Below are 21,241 nucleotides of genomic sequence, written 5' to 3'. Positions count from 1 at the left end.
ACGTACCGTCACAAAACGCATACGCGCTGGTCACGCACTCACTCTTTCGGCCGTGTGACCCGTCACTTCCCGTCCTGTGTTCACCTTCCGTTCACCCTGACTAGGTGGGTTGTCCACTCTGGCTACCTACCTTCCGTAGCGAGCGGCGGGTTCGTCGCGAACCGCTAATTGCTTCCGCAAGGTGGAGGACCAAGGTGAAGATCCAGCGGCACGGTGCCGTGCTCGGCCTCGTCGCGGCCAGCGCGCTGCTGCTCGGTGCATGTGGCAGCGACAACAACGCCCCGGCGGGCAGCAACAACAACGCCGGCGCGTCGAACGCCGCCTCCGTCCCGGTCGAGTGCGGTGGCAAGACCAAGCTCAACGCCGAGGGCTCCTCCGCGCAGAAGAACGCGGTCGACGCGTTCGTGCAGGCCTACCAGGCCGCCTGCCCCGGTGTGGACCTCGCGTACAACCCGTCGGGCTCCGGCGCGGGCGTGAAGAACTTCAACGCGGGCCAGGTCGACTTCGGTGGCTCCGACTCCGCGCTCAAGGAAGGCGCCGAGACCGAGGCCGCCGCCAAGCGCTGCCAGACCAACCCGGCCTGGAACCTGCCGCTGGTCTTCGGCCCGGTGGCCATCGGTTACAAGGTGTCCGGTGTGGACAGCCTCGTGCTGGACGCCAAGACCACCGCCGCGATCTTCTCCGGTGCGGTCAAGAAGTGGAACGACCCGGCCATCAAGGCGCTGAACGGCTCCGCGACCCTGCCGGACAAGGACATCGCGGTCATCTACCGCTCGGACGAGTCGGGCACCACCGACAACTTCCAGAAGTACCTCAAGGTCGCCGGTGGCTGGACCAAGGGTGACGGCAAGCAGTTCAAGGGTGGTGTCGGCGAGGGCAAGGAGAAGTCCGCCGGTGTCGCCCAGGCCGTCGGCTCCATCGACGGTGCGATCACCTACGTCGAGTGGTCCTTCGCGCAGGACAACAAGCTCTCGGTCGCCAAGATCGACTCTGGTGCCGGCGCCGTCGAGCTGAACGCCGAGTCGGCGGGCAAGGCCATCGACGAGGCCAAGATCAAGGGTGAGGGCAACAACCTCGTCCTCGACCTCGACTCGATCTACGGCTCCAAGGCCGCCGGTGCGTACCCGCTGCTGCTCGCGACCTACGAGATCGTGTGCTCGAAGGGCTACGACGCCGACACCGCGAAGGCCGTCAAGGCGTTCCTCACGGTTGCCGCCACCACCGGTCAGCAGCAGCTCGCCGACGCGGGCTACGTGCCGCTGCCCAAGGCGTTCCAGGACAAGATCCTGACCGCTGTGAAGGCGATCGCCTGAGGTTGATGCGAAACTTCGGCTGACACACAGACGCGATGAAAGATCCCGTCGTGGCCAAGCGCCCCGCCCGCCCCGGTGACACCGGTGCGGAGCGGGGCGTCGCGGCTGCTCCCCACGCCTCGGAGGCTCCGATTCCCCCGACACCGGAAGCTCCAGTAACGACCAAGGCACCTCACGTCCGGCCTGGTGACCGCATCTTCCGCGGCCTGGCGACGGGGTCCGGTGTCTTCATCGTCGTCCTCATCGGCGCGATCGGCCTGTTCCTGATCCTCCAGGCCATCCCGTCGCTCGGACTGGACAACGTCAACTTCCTGACGAGTCGCGAGTGGAACACCACCGACCCGACGAACCTGCGGTTCGGCATCCTCGACCTGACGCTCGTCACGGTCGTCGTCGCACTGCTCGCCCTGCTGATCGCCATGCCGATCGCGCTGGGCATCGCGCTGTTCCTCACGCAGTACGCGCCGCGCAACCTCGCCCGGCCGTTCGCGTACGTCGTGGACCTGCTCGCCGCGGTCCCCTCGATCGTCTTCGGTCTGTGGGGCCTCTTCGTGCTCGGTCCCGTGCTCTTCCCGTTCTCGGAGTGGCTGATCGAGAACCTCGGCTGGATCCCGCTGTTCGCCAAGGGCAACGTGAACGTGCAGCTCGGCGGCACCATCTTCACCGCGGGCATCGTCGTCGCGGTGATGATCCTGCCGATCATCACGGCCGTCAGCCGCGAGGTCTTCGAGCGCACGCCCACGATGCACATCGAGGGCGCCATCGCACTCGGCGCGACCAAGTGGGAGGTCGTCCGCACGACGGTCCTGCCGTTCGGCAAGGCCGGTTACGTCAGCGCCTCGATGCTCGGCCTCGGCCGCGCGCTGGGTGAGACCATCGCCGTCGCGATCATCCTGAGCACCGCCACCAGCTCGTTCGGCTGGTCGCTGTTCGACGGTGGTTCGACGTTCGCCTCGAAGATCGCGCTGGCCGCGCCCGAGTTCAACGACGCGCGCTCGGCCGGTGCCTACATCGCCGCCGGTCTGGTGTTGTTCGTGCTGACCTTCGTCGTGAACGCCATCGCGCGCTCGATCGTCGCCGGCCACAAGGAGTACGAGTGAGCACCAACCTCGCGGATCCCCAGCGCCTCGCGACGCCACCGACGTTCCAGGCGGTCAGCCTGTCCCGCCAGATCAAGAACGGCCTCGCCACCGCACTCGTGTGGGGCGCGTTCCTGATCGCCATCATCCCGCTGGTGTGGGTGCTCTACACCGTGATCCAGCGCGGCTTCCCGGTCATCCTCGACGGTGACTGGTGGCAGAAGTCGATGTCCGGCCTGCTGGCCCGCCAGCAGGGTGGCGGCGCCTACCACGCGATCTACGGCACGCTGGTCCAGGGACTCGTGTGCGCCGTGATCTCGGTGCCGATCGGCATCATGATCGCCATCTACCTCGTCGAGTACGGCGGCCGCTCGCGGCTCGCGAAGTCGACGACGTTCATGGTCGACATCCTCACCGGTGTCCCGTCGATCGTCGCGGCGCTGTTCGTCTACACGGTCTGGATCACGACCTTCGGCCTCAGCCGCAGCGCGCTCGCCGTGTCGCTCGCGCTGGTGCTGCTGATGGTGCCGGTCATCGTGCGCACGACCGAGGAGATGCTCAAGATCGTCCCGGACGAGCTGCGCGAGGCCTCGTACGCGCTGGGCATCCCGAAGTGGAAGACGATCGTCAAGATCGTCATCCCGACCGCGCTGTCCGGCATCCTGACCGGCATCATGCTGGCGCTGGCCCGCGTCATGGGCGAGACCGCGCCGGTGCTGGTGCTCGCCGCGTACGCGCCGTTCATCAACTACAACCTGTTCGAGGGCCCGATGGCCTCGCTGCCGTTGATGATGGTGAACGAGCGCAACAACCCGACGGCGGCGGGCTTCGACCGCATCTGGGGCGCGGCGATCACCCTCGTCGTCCTCATCACCCTGTTCAACCTCCTGGCGACCGTGATCTCACGGGCGCTGGCGCCGAAGACGAAGTGAGCGGGCGGACATGGCCAAGCGACTCGACATCAAGGACCTGAACCTCTTCTACGGCAAGTTCCACGCCGTGGAGAACGTCTCGCTCGCGGTGCCGCCGAAGAACGTCACCGCGTTCATCGGCCCCTCGGGTTGCGGCAAGTCGACCGTGCTGCGGTCGCTCAACCGCATGCACGAGGTCGCCCCCGGCGCCCGCGTCGAGGGCAAGGTGCTGCTCGACGGCGAGGACATCTACGCGTCCACTGTGGACCCGGTCGAGGTGCGCCGCACCATCGGCATGGTGTTCCAGCGCCCCAACCCGTTCCCCACGATGTCCATCCGCGACAACGTGGTGGCCGGGCTGCGGCTCGCGGGCATGAAGGACAAGAAGAAGCTCGACGAGGTGGCCGAGCGCTCGCTGCGCGGCGCCAACCTGTGGAACGAGGTCAAGGACCGCCTCGAGAAGCCGGGCGGTGGCCTCTCCGGTGGTCAGCAGCAGCGTCTGTGCATCGCGCGTGCCATCGCGGTGCAGCCCGACGTGCTGCTCATGGACGAGCCCTGCTCGGCTCTGGACCCGATCTCCACGCTGGCGATCGAGGACCTGATCACGGAGCTGAAGAAGGAGTACACGATCGTCATCGTGACTCACAACATGCAGCAGGCGGCGCGCGTGTCCGACCAGACCGCGTTCTTCAACCTGCTGGGTGTCGGTCAGCCGGGGCAGCTGATCGAGGTCGACGACACGGAGAAGATCTTCTCCAACCCCAGCCAGAAGGCGACCGAGGACTACATCTCGGGCCGGTTCGGCTAAATCCGCGCGGCAGTTCGATCAACCGGCCCTGGGCATGAATGCCCAGGGCCGGTTTTCGTTTTCCCGGCCCCGGTTGGAATTCGAACCGGCAATCGGACTGCTAGTCGTTATCGCGTGGACTTTCGCAATTGCGGGAACCCGCCTGGGTGTTTGTGCTGTCATAGCGAGACAGACCCCGCCGGACGGCGGTACGGTCCTGTCCGGGAGCGCGTGAGCACAGGGGGTAGTCGTGCGGCCAGCGGACGGCGCGTGGAGTCAGGCGTCGATGCAGTCGATGACCGAGAGCATGCGGGGCTTGAAGGACGCGGCCTCGTCGGGTGGGTTCACTGTCAACCCCGAAGGCGCCAAGGCTTACGTCGCCGCCATTCAGCGAGCGTTGGACGATGTCTTTGCCATGGAGCAGGACCTTGTCGACGTCGTGCAGGAAACCAAGCTCGGTACGAGTCCAGATGGAAAAACGCTGAGCAAGTACAACCAGGAAGGCGCCATGGGCGGCGCGGGAACCACAGGTATCGTTCCTGCGATCGAGCAGTTGAGGACTGCGCTTGATGACGCGCTTGCGGCGATGAAGACGGTCCTTCAGACATATGAGAACGTCGAGAGCGCTAATGCGACCTCCTTCCGGCACGCCGACTGAAAGCCACCGATGATCATGACTTTGAAGCTACGCGTTGTCTTGCAGGTCGCTGTTCTCGGGCTCGTGCTCTCTGGCTGCTCCACTGAAGAACCTGGCAAGGCGACCCCCGGAGACACGGCATCGGAGACCACCGCGAGTTCCTCGACCTCGTCGTCCGGCAACAGCTCTATCGCGGATGTCGATCCGTGCTCGCTGTTGAAGCCGGCGGACGTGTCCAAGCTCAAGTTGTCGCCTGCGGAAAAGGTGGACAATAACAGCTGTCAGTGGCGCACCCAGGACCGCACGCTCGTCAGGCTGGGCATCTACGCCACTCTGGGGCTCAAAGACTACGTGCTGGCTCCGAATGCAGAGCCATCTGACATCAAGGTGGGAACGCGCGAAGCAAAGCTGGTCAAGAAATCGCTGACCAATACTGGCTGTGCGGTTTCCATAGGGCTGACGACCACGTCTCGTGTCGATGTCAATTCGACCGGAACGAAGCTGGACGTGACTTGTGCGGCGTCGCAGAGCGTCGCCGAGGCGATCGAGCCCAATCTGCCGTAGCCCGGAGGGGGAGCCATGACGTATCCGGACGGGGCGAGCGGTCCGCAGAGCGCGCCGCAGCCGAACAGCCAGGCGCGGCAGTCCACCTACGCGGGCGACCGCGAAGCCGAGCTGATGCGGGAGTGGGAAGAGGGGCAGAAGAACAACCCCGGCTTCTTCGGGCAGTTCACCAGCATCGCCGACTACTTCGAGTACAAGGCGAAGGCGAACCAGTACCGCGAGGACCAGAACCGTGAGCTCCGGCAGCAGGTCGAGACGTACCGGCCGCCGATGACCAGTGCGGGCTCGTACTACCTGGGCTATCCGCACGACCAGCTCAAGGCCATGGTCACGGACAACATGGAGCCCGGCACGGCGAACGCCCAGGGGGCCGCGTTCAACCGGATCGGCAACACGCTGGCCGTTCTGCAGTCCGATCTGCAGAAAGCGACCGAGGTCGCGGGCGACTCCTGGGAAGGCGCGGCGGCGGGCAAGGCGCAGGGGTACTTCACCAACGTCGCCACGTGGTCGGGCAACGCGGCTCAGGCCGCGCAGCTCACCGGCAACCAGCTGTCCCAGCAGGAGCAGGCCGCGAGCCGGGCGAAGAACAGCATGCCGGACCCGGTTCAGTACAGCACCAAGGACGCGTTGAGAGACTTCTTCTCCGCTCCTCCCTGGGCCGTGGCCGACACGGTCGACAGGATCCAGGAGAAGTTCGAGCAGAAGCAGAAGGCCCACGAGGAAGCCGCCGAGGTCATGTCGACCATGTCGAGCAGCTTCCAGCAGTCGAGTGCCACGATGCCCGCGTTCGCGCCGCCGCCCACCATTGCGGACAGCGGCGGTTCGACGCCTCCGCCCACGCCTCCGCCCACGCCCCCACCCCCGCCTGTCGGCCCTCCCCCGAGACGGCCGAACACTCCCCCCGGCGGCCCCACACCGCCAGGCGGACCCACCCCGGCGAGCGGTGTGGGACAGAGCGGTGACAACGGCTCGACGAACCTGTCGCAGGTCGGTCCCGGAGGGCCGGGTGGCCCAGGAGGACCGGGTGGCACGACGGGGCAGAACGGCTTGACCAACCCCAACGGGCCTGGCGGTACAGGGATTCCCATCGGACCGAACGGCCCGGTTCGCCCCGGCCAGCCTGGACGGACCGGCCCTAGTCTCTCCGGTTCGCAGGGTCCTGGCGGCGGCCGTCAGGGCGGGGCCGGCGGTGGCGCTGGTGCCGGAGGTGGCGGTGCTGGAGGCGGCGGTCGTGCGGGTGGCGGCCCTGGCGGACCTGGCGCCTTCGGTGGAGCAGCGGCGGCCAAGACGGGCTTCGGACCTGGCGGTTCCGCCGGTGTCATGGGCAACCAGCAGAGCGGGTTCGGTCCCTCCGGCTCGGGTGCGGCGGGGCGTGGTGGCCCCTCCGGTGCGAGTGGCGTGGGCGGCGGAGCGGGGGGAGCCGCCGGCAAGGGGCAGGGCGACGAAGACCTGGAGCACAAGGCCCCGTCCTACCTCGTCGAGGCGGACGACGTCTTCGGTGACAACACGATGGTCGCGCCACCGGTGATCGGTGAGTGACGGTGCACTCGTTCTCGCTGTCCCACGCGGCCGCCGACATCCTGTGGGAAGACCTCAGGCTCGGTAGCCGCCCGTATCCGTTCGACTTTCCCTACTTCGGGCAGTCCGACGACGAGCGCCGCAGCATTCGCAACGCGGTCTACACCGATCTGGGCGACCGCGGTCTGGCGCGCCGGGGCCGAGTCGTGGGAGAGGTCGAGGAAGCGCTGACCTTGCTGGTCCGCTTCGAGTTCGGGGTCAACGCCATCGCGATGTTCGACCCCGACCGCGACGTGCAGTTGCTCGCCCGAGGTGGAGCGGCCGGGGAACAGGCCGTGCTCGCGGTGCTGGACGACCGCATGATGAAGGTCGACCTGATCCGCGCGCCGCAGCTCATCCGGTCCGTTGTGGACCTGGTGCCGAACGAGCGGCCAGGCCCAGGACAGTCGTTGAGCGTTCCGCGGCCGGTCAAGGCACAGCCGAAGCGCGGACGAGACGAGGACTACCAGTCCTCTTCCTACATGAGCAGCGTTCGCACCCAGTCACCCGCCGAGTCGCAGAGCCGGGCGCTGGAGGCGATCTCCGAACGTCCGCGCTTGCGGGTCGGGCAGTTCGGCGTCGAGGCGAAGAACCGCGACGGGCGGCAACTCCGTGCGCCGCAGGTCGCGTGGTTCGACACGGACCAAGGTCGTTACCTGACGCAGAAGAGGAAAGGCGCCGACGGTCAGGACTGGTTGGTTCAGGCTCCAGCCGACAACGCCCGCATCGCCGCGCAGCTCGCGAGTGAGCTCAGCGCGCTGAGGGGCTGACGGGTTTCGGCCGGGGACCACGCCTCCGGCCGGTTGGGCTAAGTTGCTCGGCGTGAGCCCGCAAAGCAAGTCACGCAAGAAGAAGCAAGGCAAGGCGCCCGGCCGCAGGCCCGAGCAGCAGTCCCCGTACGGGGCGTTGCTCGAGTCCGCGGCCGCGGTGCGTTCGGAGTCCTGGTTGCTCGCGGACGCCTGGGCGAGCGAGCTCTACGCGACGCTCTGGCTCGCCGGGTCCGGCACCGCGCCGTTGATCGAGGCGCTGGAGAAGATGGACGACCCCGCGGCGCTCACCGCGTTGCGCGCGCTGGCCGGCGTGGGCTCCGAGGAGAACCGGATCGCCTCGTCCGCCGCCGCCGACGTCGTCGCGTCCCGCGGTGTCGCCGAGCCCACGTGGTTCGTCGCCGGCACCGTCGCGGACTTCCGCGACGCCTACCTCGTCACGAACCTGCTGGGCGACGTCGAGGTCATCGCGATCACCCAGGAACGCGCCGGGGTCGGCGAGACCGTGCTGTTCATGCGCCAGCCGGTGCTCGGTGCCACCGCGATCGAGCTGTTCTCGACGCCGGACGAGGGCACCGTCGCGCTGCTGGAGGACATGATCGCCTCCACGCCCGACGCCTTCCGCGACGAGATCACCGCCCTGAGCGCCAGCGACGTCTACGACCGCGTGTGGCCGGACATCGAGCAGTTCTGGGCGGACGGGCCGGACGAGGAGGTCGAGGAAGGCCTCATGGGCGAGGAGGACGTGCGGCACCCCGTGCAGCTGATCGCCCTCGCCGACGCCCGCGTGAGCGCGTTGGTGCCCAAGGAGTACGAGATCCCCACCGTCAGTCCGGAAAGGACGGACGAGGTCGTCGAGGCGTTCCTGGCCTCGCAGCACGGGATCGAGGACGTCGAGGCCGCACGGGCGTTCGCCCGGATCGTCGCTTCCTCTGCGGTGGAGCAGAACCGCGACCCGGTCGTCTACGGACCGGCGTCGCTGACCGCCGTGCTGATCCTCGACGTCGCCGCGAAGCTGCACGTGTCCGACGAGGATCTGGCGCTGCTGCCCGAGATCGTGCGGGCGTGGGCGTACTTCACCGTCGACGCGCGGGATCTGCCGCGCGACGAGGCGCGGGCGACGTGGGACGAAGAACTGCCCACCGTGCTCGCCGAGTTCTCCGAGGCTTACGCCGATCCGGAGCTGGTCGCCGAACGCGATGGGCAGTTTCGTTAGCTGAAGGGGTTTTCAGAGGTTCTCGTCGCCACCGTAGCCGGGCATCCGGCCGGTGACGACGAAGACCGTGCGCTTGGCGACCGACACGGCGTGGTCGCCGTAGCGCTCGTAGAAGCGGCCGAGCAGCGTCACGTCGACCGCGGCGGCGACGCCGTGCTGCCACTCCTTGTCCATGATCACGGAGAACAGGTGGCGGTGGATGTCGTCCATCGCGTCGTCCTCGTCCTCGAGGGCACGCGCGCGGTCGACGTCCTTCTCGCGGATGATCTCCGCGGCCTCGCTCGCGAGCTTGACCGCGATGCGGCCCATCTCCTCGAAGTACGGCTTGACGTCCTCGGGCAGCGCCGACGCAGGGTGCCGGCGGCGCGCGGCCTTGGCCACGTGCAGCGCGAGGTCGCCCATGCGCTCGACGCTCTCGGCGGCGTGGATCACCGCCAGCACGGTGCGCAGGTCGGTCGCGACCGGTGCCTGCAACGCGAGCAGCGCGTACGACTGCTCCTCGATGCTGGAGCGGACGTCGTCGACCTTCTGGTCACCGCTGATGACCTGCTCGGCCAGACCGAGGTCGGCCTGCAGCAGGGCAGCGGTCGCGTTCTGCATCGCCTCGGCGACCATGCCGGTCATGTCGGCCAGTCGTTCGGCGAGCTCTTCTAGAGAGTCGTGGTAGGCCTCGCGCATGGCGCTCAGCCTACGTCCCGACCATCGCGGCAGCGACATGCCAGGATGAACCCGAGGTGAACCCCAGGCGAATCACTTCGCCGCGCAGGGGTCCTGTGCCGCGTTCACAATGGACAGATCGGTGCCGGGCTGACCTTGCGGTTGTCCCTGAGCGGTGCCCTGCTGGCCACCCGCCTTCGGTGCCTGGATCTTCTCGTCGAAGCCCCTGCCGATCAGCAACAGGACCGCGCCACCCATGTCGGCCGACTCGACCAGTTCCGCCTGGGGCACCGCGGCCTTGAGCGTCGCGGCCTTGTTCTCGTTGCCCTTGGCGTACTTGATGATCGTCTTCGGCGCCTGCTCGGGTGCGTCGCCCCGTTTGACGACGGTGAAGCCCTGCTGCTGCAACTGGTTCACAGTCCTGCCGCCGGCGCCGTCGTTCGTCGGGTCGCCGTTGAGCACCTGGATGCTGACTTCCTTGGGATCGACCAGGGTTCCGGGCTGCTGAGCGGGAGCGTTGGCGTCACCGGACTTCGGGTCGGTCACCTTCTCCTGCGGCAGCGGGGTTCCGTCGATGATCGTCTGGAACAGCGCCTTGATGTCGTCGTCCTTGAGGCGCTCGATGTTGTCGTCGTTCGACTTCGTCGGGCCCTCGTCGGTCCAGTGCGGCATCGTCACGAACGAGACGCGGCCCGCTTCGAGGCTCTGCAACGAGTTCGCGAGCTCCAGCAGCGAGGCGACGTCGATGTTGTCACCGACCGTGGACTTCGTGAGCGCGTTGATGAAGTTGTTGAGCTTGGTCGGGCTCAGCAGCACCTCGTTGGACAGCGCCTGGCGCAGCATCGCGGACAGGAAACCCTGCTGCCGCTTGATGCGGTCGAAGTCCGTGCCGCTGTCGCCCTGGGCCTGCACCTTGCGGGCGCGGACGTACGACAGCGCCTGGTCGCCCTTGAGAACGTGCTTGCCGGCCTTGTCGATCACGACACCGAGCTCGTCGTCGACGATCTTCGACGGGGTGCAGATCTCCACCCCGCCGATCGCCGTCGACATCTCGCGGAAGCCGTTGAAGTCGATGCTGACGAAGTGGTTGATCTTCAGGCCGGTCATCTGGGTCATCATGTTGGCCACGCACTCGGGCCCGCCGTCGTTGTAGACGGAGTTCGCCATGACGCCCTTCTCCGGCGCCAACGGACCCGCGTACTGCGCGTTGTCCGGGTTGTAGGCGCGGCAGGCCGGACGGTCGACGCGCACGTCGCGCGGCAGTGACACGATCACCATGCGCTTACGGTCCTTGGGGATGTGCGCGAGCATGATCACGTCCGACCGCGCACCACCCTCCTGGGCCTGGGTGCCGACGTTGTCGCCCGCCTTCGCGCCGGCCCTGGTGTCCGAGCCGACCAGCAGGAAGTTCTCGTCACCGAGCTGCTTCTCGGCCTGCTGCACGGCCTCGGAGTTGCCGCCGAGCGCGTCGATCCTCTGGATCTTGGAGTCGGCCCACTTCATGGCACCCCAGCCGATGCCCGTCGACGCGAACACCACGGCCGCGGCGGCGATCGCGCCGATCCGCGCGGTGCGCATCAGCTTGCGCTGCTGGGGGGTGCGGCCGGTGGGACGCTGCTCGCCGTCCTCCTCGCTGACGGCGACGGGCTCGGCGTACTGGGTCGCTTCGTCGACCAGGTCGCCGTCGTCACCTTCCTTGACCCACGGCATGAGCTTGGCGCGGCGCTCCTTGCGCTGCCGCTCCTGCTCGAGCAGTTCGTCGTGCACCGCGGAGAACCGCGCGAGAGTGTGGTCGACCTCGCGACGCTTCTTCACGTCGTCGCCGATCGCCTCCATCTCGGTGGTGAGGCTCAGCGGGTCCATCTCTTCGCGCTTCTCGACCTTGGCCACACCCACCGACGGGGCGATCTGGGTGGCCTCGGGACCGGGCGCGTCGGCCTTGGGCTCGTCAACCGGCTCGTTGAGCCTGTTCGCGAGACCGCCGGGGATCGGGCGAGGGCCGCTCGACTCCGCCCTGGGGGGCATCGGCCGGGGACCGCTCGACTCCGCGCGCGACGGCATCGGCTGCCGGCCCGTCAGGTCCCCGTTCGGGGGCAGCGGGCGGCGGCCGTTCTCCGGCCCCTCGCCGGGGACGGGAGGGCGCGGAATGCTGGTGCCGGACGGTGCGTCGCCTGGCAGGAGGCGACGAGGTGCACCGGCCGCGGGGCCTTCCGGCGTCCCTCCTGGCGCGGGGGGACGCTGGAGGCCGTTGGGCTCGCCGGGCACCGGGCGCGGGATGCCGCTGGACGACGGCGCGTCGCCCGGCAGGAGCCTGCGCGGAGGTGCCCCGTTCGCGTCGGGTGCCGGCCGGCGGATCGTGCCGTTCGGCAGGCCTGCCTCAGGCACTCCACCGGGCGCGGGACGCCGCGGGACGCCGTTCGAGGACGGCGCGTCGCCGGGAGGCATCCGCCGCGGGTCGCCGGGAGCCGGCGGCCTGGGCATGCCGTTCGGGGCGGCGTCACCGGGGACCGGCGGGCGCTTCAGGCCGGTGGGCTGGGAGACGTCACCGGGAGCGGGACGCTTCGGCCCGGCCGGCTGCGAGACGTCACCGGGCACCGGCGGGCGCGGGATGCCGTTCGACGACGGGACGTCGCCGGGGGCGAGCCTGCGCGGCGGGGTGCCGGTCTGCGGTGGGGTGCCGGTCTGGGGAGCGGGGCGCCGGACCGCGCCGGTGGGCTGTCCGGGCTGCTCGCCGGGGACCGGGCGGCGCTGCATGCCCGTCGCGTCGGGCCTCGGGCGCGGACCGGTCTGCTCACCGGGAACCCGGTAGGCACCGCTCTGCTCGGGGTTCTGCGCCGGCGGCTGGGCAGGCCTCGGCCGCGGCCCGGTGCTCTCACCGGGTGCGGGCCTCGGCCGCTGGCCGGTCTGCGGGGCACCGTTCGGCTCGGGGGCGTCGTTGCGGCGCCGCCTGCCCGTCTGGTCACCCGTGAAGTTCTGCGGTGCGGCCTGCTCCGGCCGCGGGCGCGTGCCCGTCTGCTCACCAGGCCGGTGAGCGGCGGGCGGCTGCTGCCGCGGTGCCGCGGGAGGCTGCTGCGGGTGGGCCGGGGGATCAGGCAGTGCACGCCTGCCGGTGGCCGCGGGTGGGTCCGGCAGGGCACGCCTGCCTGTCGTGGGTTCCTCGGGCATGCCAGGCGGGACGGGCCGGGGGATGTTCGTCCTGCTGTGCTGCTCGATGAGGTCCGAGACGCTCAGGCCCCCAGAGCCTTCCATCGAGCGACGTCTACGGCCGGTCGGCTGGTCGTGCTGGGGATCCTGATCACCACGGGAAGAGGGGCCGCCACGTCGGGGGTCGTCGGGCACCCAATCTCCCTTCTGGGTCAGAAGCAAAAAAGCGGTTCGTCATTACGAAGTGACGACGACCGGGACACAAGGGTTGCATCACCGGCGTGTCAGTTGCGCCCGCGATACTACGGATGTAGGCGACTTCTGACGACCACTCCGGGTGATACGTCTGCGATCTGTACGCGATTACGAGTAGGACGCTTGCCCTGAACGGGTGAGCCAGGTCACTCAGTAGTAACCGAGAACACGTGTTTCAGCGATCGCGCGCCTGCCTGAGGCAGCACCCGCGAGGCGAACCCGTCCGTCGGCACGGTACGCCACCGCGTTGCGTCCCGACTGCTTGGCCGTGTACAGGAGGCTGTCGGCGCGCAGCAGCTGCTGCTCGGCGCTGACCGCCGGCCGTTCCGGCGCCTCGTCCGCGGGCGGCTCGTACGCGAGGCCCGCGCTGACGGTCACGCGAAGCCCTGGAGCGACGTCTCCCCAGGGGTGACGCTCGACACGTTCGCGGGCCGCCTCGGCCACCTCCACGGCGCTGGAGGCGTCGACCCGGGGCAGCACGAGCACGAACTCCTCGCCGCCGTAGCGGGCGCAGAACGCGCCTTCCGGCAGGCCCTGCTGCAGCAGCTCGACCACGCGCTGCAGCACCCGGTCGCCCAGGAGATGGCCGAAGGTGTCGTTGACCTGCTTGAACCAGTCCAGGTCGATCAGGGCGATGGCGAGCCCGTGCCGGCACGCTCCGTGCTCGGTCAGCAGGTCCATCAGCCGTTGGTCGAGGTAACGGCGGTTGTAGGAGTCGGTGAGGCTGTCGCGCAGGCTCTGCTCGCGCGCCTCGGCGTGCTCCCGGCGCAGCAGCTCGACCTCGCGGCGCAGCTGTTCCGGAACGTGCGGCTCCTCGACCTGGTCCGCGTGGACGAGGTCGAGCGCGGAACGCAGGTGCTGGTACGCCTGGCGCCACTGGCCGCGGGAGGCGAGCAACGTCGCGATGGACTCGTGCAGCCCCACCAGGCCGGGACCCTGCCTGTCGACTGGGGCGTCGGCCTGCTGGGTCTCTGCGGTCTCGGGTCGCAGTGCGGTCATCGCGGTCACCTCCTTACCTGCCAGGTGTCGTCCCCTGAGAGACGGCGCTTGAGCCAGAAGGACGCGTAGGGGTGGGATTTCCCCCGTCCGGTTGACCGTCAGCTGCTCCGATCCAGTGAGCTTGGAAGATCAACAACCCGTTCAGCCACCGAGGCAGGGCGCGAACCCGTACACCTCGTCGTCCAGGAGCACGACGTGCATCGACCCGATCTGGCTGCCGATGGTCTGGTCCTGCCGTCGCAACGTGATCGTGACGGCGACGACGTACACGTCACCGCGGGGATGTGCCTTCTCACCAGGGGGTGCCCAGTCGGCATCAGTGCGAAGCGTCGTCCACGTGGGCTCGACCTTGATCGTCGCGCCGCGCAGGTCGCACGTCTTCTTCCGGAAGTCCGGGTGCTGCGTGTCCTTGAGGAGCTTCGCCTGCTCGGTGGCGCTCTGGTCCCCCGCCTTGTTGACGCGGGCGTAGTAGTCCTTGAACTTCGCGCGGTCGTCTTCGCTGAGCTGCACCGGCCGTGCCGTGCCCGCGATCGGGCCACCGCAGCCCGCCAGCAGTGCGAGCACGGTGAGGAGGACCGCGACGCGCCTAGCCACCGGAGTGCATCACGTCCGCGCCGGACGGCACGGTGGCGTCCTCGGGGTCGTCCAGCCACCCCTCGGGCAGCACGACCTTGGCCGACGAACCCTGCCTGCCGCGCGGCCCCTCGGCGTTCTCGGGGAACGGCACGCTCCCGTCGAGGGTGCCGATGAGGTCGTCGAGCTCCTGCAGGCTCGACACCATCGCGAACGCCCTGCGCGTGTCCCCGCCGACCGGGAAGCCGTGCCAGTACCAGGCCATGTGCTTGCGCAAGTCGCGCAGGCCCTTGTGCTCGCCGTCGTGCGCCGCGAGCAGCTGGGCGTGCCGGCGCAGGACCTCGGCGACCTCACCGAGGTTCGGCCCCTCGGGGACCGGCTCGCCGCGGAACGCCGCCTGCAGGTCGCGGAAGAGCCACGGCCGGCCGAGGCAGCCGCGCCCGACGACCACGCCGTCGCAGCCGGTCTCGGCGACCATGTCGAGCGCGTCCTGGGCGCTGAAGATGTCGCCGTTGCCGAGCACCGGAATGCTGGTCACGGCCTCTTTGAGCCGCGCGATGGCCGTCCAGTCCGCCTTGCCGGAGTACCGCTGCGACGCCGTGCGCGCGTGCAGTGCCACGGCCTGTGCGCCTTCATCGGCCGCGATGCGACCGGCGTCGAGGTACGTGAGGTGGTCGTCGTCGATGCCGATGCGGAACTTGACGGTGACCGGCATGTCCCCGGCGTTGCGGACCGCGGCCCGCACGATCTGCCGGAACAGCTCGCGCTTGTACGGCAGCGCGGCGCCACCGCCCTTGCGCGTCACCTTGGGCACCGGGCAGCCGAAGTTCATGTCCATGTGGTCCGCGAGGTTCTCGTCCACGATCATCTTCGTGGCCTCGCCGACGTTGCGCGGGTCCACGCCGTAGAGCTGCATGGACCGCGGGCTCTCGCCCTCGTCGAACGTGATCATGTGCATGGTCATCGCGTCGCGCTCGACCAGGGCCCGCGCGGTGATCATCTCGCAGACGTAGAGCCCGGCCCCGTACTGGCGGCACAGCTGCCGGAACGCCACGTTGGTGATGCCGGCCATGGGGGCCAGCACAACGGGCGGGTCGACGGCGTACGGGCCGATCTTCAGCGTGGCGGGAACGGACACGCCCTTCAGGTTACGGCACTGACCTGGCGTGATCTTCACCGAGAGTGACCGCGGACGGCCTCTTCGAGGGTGACCAGCCAGCGAAGTCCGGCAGGGCCGCCCCGTCGACCCCGCCGCCGAGCAGCGACTCGTTCGCCGCCGTGACGATGATGTCGACTTCCTGTCGACTGATGTCGCCCGGGACCACGCCGATCATCCCGGTGCTGACCAGCGTGGCAGCGGATTCGTTGGGGCGTCTGGGGTCTTCGCTCACGGCGAACACCCCCGGTGCCCCGATCGGGTGTCAGGGGCTTCTGCCAACATGCAGTCGGAGGTGGCCTAGCTCATGGGGGCGGTTGCACTGATCAGGTCCGGGTTCGAGCGGTTCTTCGTCGACGGGCCGGTGGGCTCGTCGACAGGTGGCGGCGAACAGCAGGTCATCACCGTCGAAGAGGTGGGTGAGCTGGCCCTGCCGACGGGCAGACTCGTGGCGGCCGACCCGTTCGTCGTGTGGCCGGAGGACGCCGAGGCGTTCACCGACGCCGTCGAACCGGGCCGCTACCCGGTGTCGGTCTCGCTGGTCTCCTACATAGACGGCGATGGCGTCCCCGACGAGCGGCAGGGCTACCGGGTCGCGGCCGCCAGGGTGATGATCAGCGACGAGCCCGCGTACTCGTGGCGTCCCGCGGTGATGCCGGGCGAGCACGTGCCGATGCTGCCGGTGATGCCGGAGTTCGGGTACGACGTGAAGTCGAGCACCGGCGCGTTCTTCGACCTCGCCACGGCTTCCGTGCTGGACCGGCTGGTCAGCGACGACGAGCTGGGCAATTGCGAGCTGATCGACGCGCTCGGCGCCGTGGGCGGAGGCCGTGGCCCGGCCAACGTGACCGAACCCCGGTCCGGGCTGAACGTCGTGGCGTTCTCGACGGGCTGGGGCGACGGCGTCTACCCGACGTGGGTCGGCCGCAACACCGCGGGCGACCCGGTCGCGTTCGTGACTGACTTCTTTGTGATCAACAAGGTCTAGAAGGCGACGTTCACGCACGCCAGTCGTGGCCCGGCGGTGCCTGCCTCGCCGGGCTTGGTGTGCGTGTGTTCGTTGTGGAGCACCACGGACTGTGCGTGCTTCTCGGTGAACTGCCAGTCCACAGTGGATTCGGTGTGGGCGAACCCGTTGCCGTCGGTGTGCACGTCGAGCCAGATCTCGTTGCGCGCGTTGGTGTAGGCCGGGTCGACGGACGGCTGCACCGGGTCGGGGACGTTCTGGAAGTGCGGTCCCGAGTCGGCCGGTGCCGCGCCGCACTTCTTCACGTGGACGTGCGCACCGTAGGCCCGGTTCGGCAGCAATCCCTTGAGCACCAACAACACCGAGGTGCCGCCGCTGACCTTCGGCACACCGACCACGGTGACCTTCGCTGCGGCCGGCACCTTCTCCGCGTCGTACGTCACGGCCTTCGCCGTAGTGCTGTAGGTCTCGAACTTCGCGGACGTGTGCGCCACCTGAGCGGGCTCGGCGTGCGCGGTTCCGGTGAACACGAGCGTGGCGGCGATCGCTGCCGCAATGGTCCTCATGGACCTCTTGCTTAGTGCCAACGGCCCAGCTTCGCCATTTGTCGGCGTTTCAACTGGGCGAAAGCGGGTACGCGCCAGTGGTGAGCGAAGCCGAGGAGTCCGACCAGCGCAGACTCGCGCGCAACATCAACGAGCTGCTCCAGGAGCTGCGCGTGGCCCAGGCCGGCGTGCAGATCCTCTTCGGTTTCCTGCTCTCCATCGCGTTCACCGACAAGTACAACTCCGTCGGGTCGTACATCCGCGTCACACACCTCATCACGGTCCTGTGCGCGGCCATCGCCGTCGCCTTCCTGACCGCCCCCGCCGCGTGGCACCGCGTGCTCTTCCGCCAGGGCCGCCGCGAGGACGTCGTCCGGCACGGCAACACGTTCGCCCTGACAGGCCTCGCCTTCCTGGCCCTCGCGATGACCGGCACCGTCCTCCTGCTCGCCGAGGTGGTCCTGGGCGGCTGGCCCGCCATCGTGGTCGGGGTGCTGGCGTTCGCCGCGTTCACCGGCCTGTGGTTCGCGCTGCCGTTCGCCTCATCCCATGGTGCTCAGCACCGCGAGAGCCCCGAGCCCTAGCGCGACCGGCACGGCCGTCAGCACGTTCTTCCTCGTAGGCCGCGGCAGTGCTCGCAGCGTCCGGATTCCCAACGGCACCAAGGCAACGCACAGCCCGACCGTCCCGACGACCGACAACACCTCGGTGCCCTTCAGCACGCCCAGCGGCAACAGTCCCATGGTCGCCAGCGCCACCGCCCGGACCTTGCCGAGCACCTCGCCGCGGTACGCCGCGAACGCCAGCACGAACCAGCCGAACATGATCGTGAAGGACAGGAAGCTGAACAGGTGCAGGTCGCCGTACCCGCGCGCCACCAGCTCCGTGGCCTGCGAGACCCCCAGATTCCTGGTGGCGCTGAAGGCCGCGTGGTCGACCCCGGCGTGGAACGTCCGCGCGAACAGCCCGACCGTCACCAGCACCCCGCCCCAGGTCGCCCACCCGGGACTGCGGACGCCGATCCGTTGCACCAGGTACGCGACCGCCGCCCACATGACGACTTGGCCCGCCAGGAACGCCGTGTAGGCCGCCTGCATCAGCCCGGGGTGCTCCGCGGCGGCCCTCAGCTGGTCGGGGAAGAAGAAGTGGAACGGCGAGCGCAACAGCGTGCCCACCAGCAACAGCACAGGCCCGGCGACCAGCGCCGCGCCACCAACCCACCCGTTCGGAAACCTCATGGTCGTAGACGCTGTCACCGTCGCGACGACATGTGATCGGCCCGCGGTCCGACTGCCTTCTCGGCCCGTGGTCCTAGACCCGGCAGGCCGCCGCTCCGTTGTGCAGGAACCGCGCTCGTCCTCTCTCGTCCCGGCCGACCAGCGAGAACACCTGATAGCCGCCGTCCGAGGGTTCGACGGCGATGACGGAGGTCTCACCGTGCCGCACGACCTCGACCCGCTTCGCTCGGCCGATTTCCGTGCGCGGCTGGTAGATCAGAACGGCCCTGCCGCCCTCGACCGCGAGCGTGATGTCGTAAAGCTGAGTGCGGTAGGTGCCGCACATCCGAGCCGCGTCGATCGGCCCTGGGTTCTCCGCGGGCGTGGGAGGTGCCTTCGTAGCGACCTCCTTCAACAGCCCGGTGAAGATCTCGTGTGCCAGCGGTTCGCTGTGCGCGCTGTTGGTCAGCACGGCCACAGCGGTGCCGGACGCCGGCACGACACGCAGATAAGCCTTGTGCCCCTTGGCAACCCCGGTGTGGCCGACCACGCCGTCCGGGTAGAGCATCCACCCGAGACCCCACCCGGTGACCCCGCCGCCGAAGTCCGGAACGGCCTCGACCTGCGTCTCCCGCAGCACCGCGAGCTCGGGGTCGTCGAGGTGCAACCGCACGAACTCGAGCAGGTCCCGCGCGTTCATGGCGAAGTCCGACGCGCCGGGCAGGGTGCCGTGACCGACCCCCGTGACCACGGACCGCACCCCGAGGGGCTCGACCAGCCGTTCGCGCAGCACGTCGTCGAACGGCCGGCCGCTCACCGCCGCCACCAGCCGTGCCGGCACCACGAACCCGCTGTTCGAGTAGGAGAAGACCGTTCCGGGCGCAACGAACTGCTCTTCCGACGCGAGCGCGAGGCCGCCCGTGTGAGTGAGGAGCTGCCGAGCCGTGAGCGCCGGGTCGAACCCAGGCAGATGACGGCGAACGGGCTGGTCGAGGTCCAGCAGCCCGTCGCCCACGAGCCGTTGCGCGAGCGTCGCCGTCCAGAGCTTGGTGATCGACCCGACCCTGAACACCTCGCCCGCCAGGCCCGCCGCCTCGTCCCGGACCTCCCCACCTGCGAGAACGGCCACCTGGGCACCCGGCACGTCGTACTTCGCGATCAGCTCGCTCAACCCCACGCGAAAAAACTTACGGACCGAACTGTCGATTCGCGGTCCGCCGGTTCGACGTCCAGGTAGACGAAAACCCGGATGAGACCACCGCGACGATGAGGGAGACTCGGGCGTACCGATGAGTTCCTTCGACGCTGCAGGTCTTCTCCGGTGTCACGAAGAACCTGATGCCAGCAACCGAGTGAGGGCCTGACATGCCTGCTGCGATCCAAGACCGACCCACCGCACAAGCGGGCAAAACGCCACTGGTGGTGCGCCTTCTGGTGCTGGCGACGTTCGTCGTGATCCTCAACGAGACCTTGATGATCAACGCGATTCCGCGCCTCATGGAGTCGATGCACGTGACCGAACAGGCCGCCCAGTGGGTCTCGACGGCGTTCATGCTGACCATGGCCGCAGTGATCCCCGTCACCGGCTGGTTCCTGCAGCGAGTCACCACCCGCCAGGGCTACGCGATCGCGATGGGCGTCTTCCTGGCCGGCACCGCCCTCTCGGCCGTGGCCCCGACGTTCACGATTCTCCTGCTGGGCCGCATCGTGCAGGCAGCAGGCACCGCAGTGATGATGCCGCTCCTCATGACCACGCTCATGACCGTCGTGCCGGAACAGGACCGCGGTCGGGTGATGGGCAACGTGACCCTGGCGATCTCCGTGGCCCCGGCCATGGGCCCGGCCATCTCGGGCCTGATCCTGCAACTGGGCTCCTGGCGCCTGCTCTTCGTGGCAGTCCTCCCGATCGCCGGCGCGGTGACGTACTTCGGCCTCCGCCACCTCGACAACATCGGCGAGCCCGAGGTCAGCACCCTCGACTGGGCCTCAGCGATCATGGCCACCCTGGGCTTCGGCGGCCTGGTCTACGGCCTGAGTCTGTTCGGCGAGGGCCACGGCAACCTGGGCCCGAGCATCGGCATCGTCGTGGCGGGCGCCGCCACCATCGCGTTCTTCGTCCTGCGCCAGCTCAAGCTGCAGCGCACCGGCGCCCCGCTGATGGACCTCCGAACCCTCACCCACCGCACCTTCGCGCTGGCCTTGGCCCTCATGTGCATCGCGTTCCTCGCCATGATGGGCTCGATGATCCTGCTGCCCCTCTACCTGCAGAACCTGCGGGGCCTCACCCCGTTGGAGACGGGCCTGCTCCTCATGCCCGGCGGCCTGGCCATGGGCCTGCTGGGCCCCACCGTCGGCCGAATCTACGACCGACTGGGCAGCCGCCCTCTGGTCCTCCCCGGCGCCGTCGGCATCGTGCTGTCCCTCGCCGGCTTCACCCAGGTCTCGATGACCATGCCGTACTGGCAGGTCCTGGCCCTGCACGCCCTCCTGATGGTGAGCCTGGCCGCGACCTTCACGCCGATCTTCACCCTGGGCATGGGAGCCCTGCCGTCGAACATGTACCCGCACGGCAGCTCGATCCTCGGCACGCTGCAGCAGGTGGCGGCGGCCCTCGGCACCGCGCTGGTCGTGACCGTGATGTCGGCCCGTTCCAGCTCGCTGGTGGCCGAGGGGGTGGGCGCCGCTTCGGCGCAGTTGAGCGGCATGAGGGTGGCGTTCGTGATCGCGACCGTGCTGGCGGTGGGGACGATCGTGGCCGCGGCTCTGCTGCCCAACCGGACCAGCACGTCGGGGGACGTGGTGGTGCACTGACGTTGTTCCAAGTCAGAGCAGAAGGGGCCGGCGTTGGAGTTCCGACGCCGGCCCCTTCTGGTTCGCGCAGAGAGCGAAGTTGTGGG

At 68.8% G+C, this 21,241-nt stretch carries 21 protein-coding genes; 12 read left to right on the top strand and 9 right to left on the bottom strand.

The genetic code is table 11. The features are described 5' to 3' along the window. The first annotated feature begins 194 nt into the window (after positions 1-194). The 9 genes from pstS to ACWF7A_RS40385 all read left to right on the top strand — a co-directional run bounded on the left by pstS (position 195) and on the right by ACWF7A_RS40385 (position 8,831). Entirely contained in the window at positions 195-1,313 is a 1,119-nt protein-coding gene (gene pstS, locus ACWF7A_RS40425) for a phosphate ABC transporter substrate-binding protein PstS (RefSeq protein ID WP_452255782.1), read from the top strand. Between the two features lie 35 nt (positions 1,314-1,348). Beyond that, a complete protein-coding gene (gene pstC / locus ACWF7A_RS40420; RefSeq protein WP_452255781.1) occupies positions 1,349-2,413 on the top strand; it encodes a phosphate ABC transporter permease subunit PstC in 1,065 nt (354 codons plus the stop codon). Continuing rightward, a complete protein-coding gene (gene pstA / locus ACWF7A_RS40415; RefSeq protein WP_452255780.1) occupies positions 2,410-3,324 on the top strand; it encodes a phosphate ABC transporter permease PstA in 915 nt (304 codons plus the stop codon). Before pstC ends, pstA begins: the two co-directional genes overlap by 4 nt. Before the next feature lie 10 nt (positions 3,325-3,334). Then, complete coding sequence (gene pstB / locus ACWF7A_RS40410) at positions 3,335-4,111, top strand: phosphate ABC transporter ATP-binding protein PstB (protein ID WP_452255779.1); 777 nt, start codon at positions 3,335-3,337, stop codon at positions 4,109-4,111. Between the two features lie 274 nt (positions 4,112-4,385). Then, a complete protein-coding gene (locus tag ACWF7A_RS40405) occupies positions 4,386-4,748 on the top strand; it encodes a hypothetical protein (RefSeq protein ID WP_452255778.1) in 363 nt (120 codons plus the stop codon). Positions 4,749-4,757: 9 nt separating this feature from the next. Beyond that, positions 4,758-5,291 carry a DUF3558 family protein gene (locus ACWF7A_RS40400; protein WP_452255777.1) on the top strand — a complete coding sequence of 178 codons (534 nt, stop codon included), beginning with the start codon at positions 4,758-4,760 and terminating at the stop codon, positions 5,289-5,291. A 15-nt stretch (positions 5,292-5,306) separates the two neighbouring features. Further along, the gene (locus tag ACWF7A_RS40395) at positions 5,307-6,830 is read left to right on the top strand and encodes a hypothetical protein (RefSeq protein WP_452255776.1); all 1,524 of its coding nucleotides are present in this window, start codon (positions 5,307-5,309) and stop codon (positions 6,828-6,830) included. Then, on the top strand, positions 6,827-7,618 hold the full coding sequence (locus ACWF7A_RS40390) for an ESX secretion-associated protein EspG (protein WP_452255775.1): 792 nt from the start codon (positions 6,827-6,829) through the stop codon (positions 7,616-7,618). The genes ACWF7A_RS40395 and ACWF7A_RS40390 overlap by 4 nt, the downstream gene beginning before the upstream one ends. A gap of 52 nt (positions 7,619-7,670) precedes the next feature. Further along, complete coding sequence (locus ACWF7A_RS40385; protein WP_452255774.1) at positions 7,671-8,831, top strand: hypothetical protein; 1,161 nt, start codon at positions 7,671-7,673, stop codon at positions 8,829-8,831. 12 nt (positions 8,832-8,843) lie between these two features. Here the strand turns inward: ACWF7A_RS40385 and phoU are convergent, their stop codons facing one another. From phoU to ACWF7A_RS40355, 6 genes are all read right to left on the bottom strand, one after another. Beyond that, the gene (gene phoU, locus ACWF7A_RS40380; RefSeq protein ID WP_452255773.1) at positions 8,844-9,509 is read right to left on the bottom strand and encodes a phosphate signaling complex protein PhoU; all 666 of its coding nucleotides are present in this window, start codon (positions 9,507-9,509) and stop codon (positions 8,844-8,846) included. A 72-nt stretch (positions 9,510-9,581) separates the two neighbouring features. Continuing rightward, entirely contained in the window at positions 9,582-12,737 is a 3,156-nt protein-coding gene (locus ACWF7A_RS40375; RefSeq protein ID WP_452255772.1) for an LCP family glycopolymer transferase, read from the bottom strand. A gap of 300 nt (positions 12,738-13,037) precedes the next feature. Beyond that, positions 13,038-13,886 (bottom strand): GGDEF domain-containing protein, encoded by an 849-nt coding sequence (locus ACWF7A_RS40370; protein ID WP_452255771.1) that lies wholly within the window; start codon positions 13,884-13,886, stop codon positions 13,038-13,040. A 141-nt stretch (positions 13,887-14,027) separates the two neighbouring features. Further along, a complete protein-coding gene (locus tag ACWF7A_RS40365) occupies positions 14,028-14,480 on the bottom strand; it encodes a hypothetical protein (protein ID WP_452255770.1) in 453 nt (150 codons plus the stop codon). Further along, positions 14,473-15,597 (bottom strand): tRNA dihydrouridine synthase DusB, encoded by a 1,125-nt coding sequence (dusB, locus tag ACWF7A_RS40360; RefSeq protein WP_452255769.1) that lies wholly within the window; start codon positions 15,595-15,597, stop codon positions 14,473-14,475. The genes ACWF7A_RS40365 and dusB overlap by 8 nt, the downstream gene beginning before the upstream one ends. Positions 15,598-15,607: 10 nt before the next feature. After that, on the bottom strand, positions 15,608-15,850 hold the full coding sequence (locus tag ACWF7A_RS40355; RefSeq protein ID WP_452255768.1) for a hypothetical protein: 243 nt from the start codon (positions 15,848-15,850) through the stop codon (positions 15,608-15,610). A gap of 72 nt (positions 15,851-15,922) precedes the next feature. Between ACWF7A_RS40355 and ACWF7A_RS40350 the strand changes: the two genes are divergently transcribed. Further along, positions 15,923-16,603, top strand: a complete 681-nt coding sequence (locus ACWF7A_RS40350) for a DUF4241 domain-containing protein (protein WP_452255767.1) — start codon at positions 15,923-15,925, stop codon at positions 16,601-16,603. Here ACWF7A_RS40350 and ACWF7A_RS40345 read toward each other — a convergent pair. After that, the gene (locus ACWF7A_RS40345) at positions 16,600-17,148 is read right to left on the bottom strand and encodes a superoxide dismutase (protein WP_452255766.1); all 549 of its coding nucleotides are present in this window, start codon (positions 17,146-17,148) and stop codon (positions 16,600-16,602) included. The genes ACWF7A_RS40350 and ACWF7A_RS40345 overlap by 4 nt on opposite strands. Positions 17,149-17,228: 80 nt before the next feature. Between ACWF7A_RS40345 and ACWF7A_RS40340 the strand changes: the two genes are divergently transcribed. Then, positions 17,229-17,711 carry a DUF6328 family protein gene (locus tag ACWF7A_RS40340; RefSeq protein WP_452255765.1) on the top strand — a complete coding sequence of 161 codons (483 nt, stop codon included), beginning with the start codon at positions 17,229-17,231 and terminating at the stop codon, positions 17,709-17,711. Here the strand turns inward: ACWF7A_RS40340 and ACWF7A_RS40335 are convergent. Further along, positions 17,670-18,365 (bottom strand): hypothetical protein, encoded by a 696-nt coding sequence (locus ACWF7A_RS40335; RefSeq protein WP_452255764.1) that lies wholly within the window; start codon positions 18,363-18,365, stop codon positions 17,670-17,672. The two genes, ACWF7A_RS40340 and ACWF7A_RS40335, sit on opposite strands and share 42 nt — an antisense overlap. Positions 18,366-18,438: 73 nt before the next feature. Then, positions 18,439-19,521, bottom strand: coding sequence for a serine hydrolase domain-containing protein (locus ACWF7A_RS40330; protein ID WP_452255763.1), 1,083 nt, complete (start codon positions 19,519-19,521; stop codon positions 18,439-18,441). Positions 19,522-19,763: 242 nt separating this feature from the next. Between ACWF7A_RS40330 and ACWF7A_RS40325 the strand changes: the two genes are divergently transcribed. After that, the gene (locus ACWF7A_RS40325; protein WP_452255762.1) at positions 19,764-21,155 is read left to right on the top strand and encodes an MDR family MFS transporter; all 1,392 of its coding nucleotides are present in this window, start codon (positions 19,764-19,766) and stop codon (positions 21,153-21,155) included. The last annotated feature ends 86 nt before the right edge of the window (positions 21,156-21,241 follow it).

Source organism: Lentzea sp. NPDC055074 (assembly GCF_053608005.1).
This window is presented reverse-complemented; position numbering and strand designations above follow the sequence as displayed.

Excerpts from the sequence above, each read along its gene's own strand:
- pstC (WP_452255781.1), top strand. The coding sequence starts at position 1,349 with ATGAAAGATCCCGTCGTGGCCAAGCGCCCCGCCCGCCCCGGTGACACC.
- pstB (WP_452255779.1), top strand. The coding sequence starts at position 3,335 with ATGGCCAAGCGACTCGACATCAAGGACCTGAACCTCTTCTACGGCAAG.
- ACWF7A_RS40405 (WP_452255778.1), top strand. The coding sequence starts at position 4,386 with ATGACCGAGAGCATGCGGGGCTTGAAGGACGCGGCCTCGTCGGGTGGG.
- ACWF7A_RS40400 (WP_452255777.1), top strand. The coding sequence starts at position 4,758 with ATGATCATGACTTTGAAGCTACGCGTTGTCTTGCAGGTCGCTGTTCTC.
- ACWF7A_RS40395 (WP_452255776.1), top strand. The coding sequence starts at position 5,307 with ATGACGTATCCGGACGGGGCGAGCGGTCCGCAGAGCGCGCCGCAGCCG.
- phoU (WP_452255773.1), bottom strand. The coding sequence starts at position 9,509 with ATGCGCGAGGCCTACCACGACTCTCTAGAAGAGCTCGCCGAACGACTG.
- ACWF7A_RS40375 (WP_452255772.1), bottom strand. The coding sequence starts at position 12,737 with ATGGAAGGCTCTGGGGGCCTGAGCGTCTCGGACCTCATCGAGCAGCAC.
- ACWF7A_RS40370 (WP_452255771.1), bottom strand. The coding sequence starts at position 13,886 with ATGACCGCACTGCGACCCGAGACCGCAGAGACCCAGCAGGCCGACGCC.
- ACWF7A_RS40350 (WP_452255767.1), top strand. The coding sequence starts at position 15,923 with ATGGGGGCGGTTGCACTGATCAGGTCCGGGTTCGAGCGGTTCTTCGTC.
- ACWF7A_RS40345 (WP_452255766.1), bottom strand. The coding sequence starts at position 17,148 with ATGAGGACCATTGCGGCAGCGATCGCCGCCACGCTCGTGTTCACCGGA.
- ACWF7A_RS40335 (WP_452255764.1), bottom strand. The coding sequence starts at position 18,365 with ATGAGGTTTCCGAACGGGTGGGTTGGTGGCGCGGCGCTGGTCGCCGGG.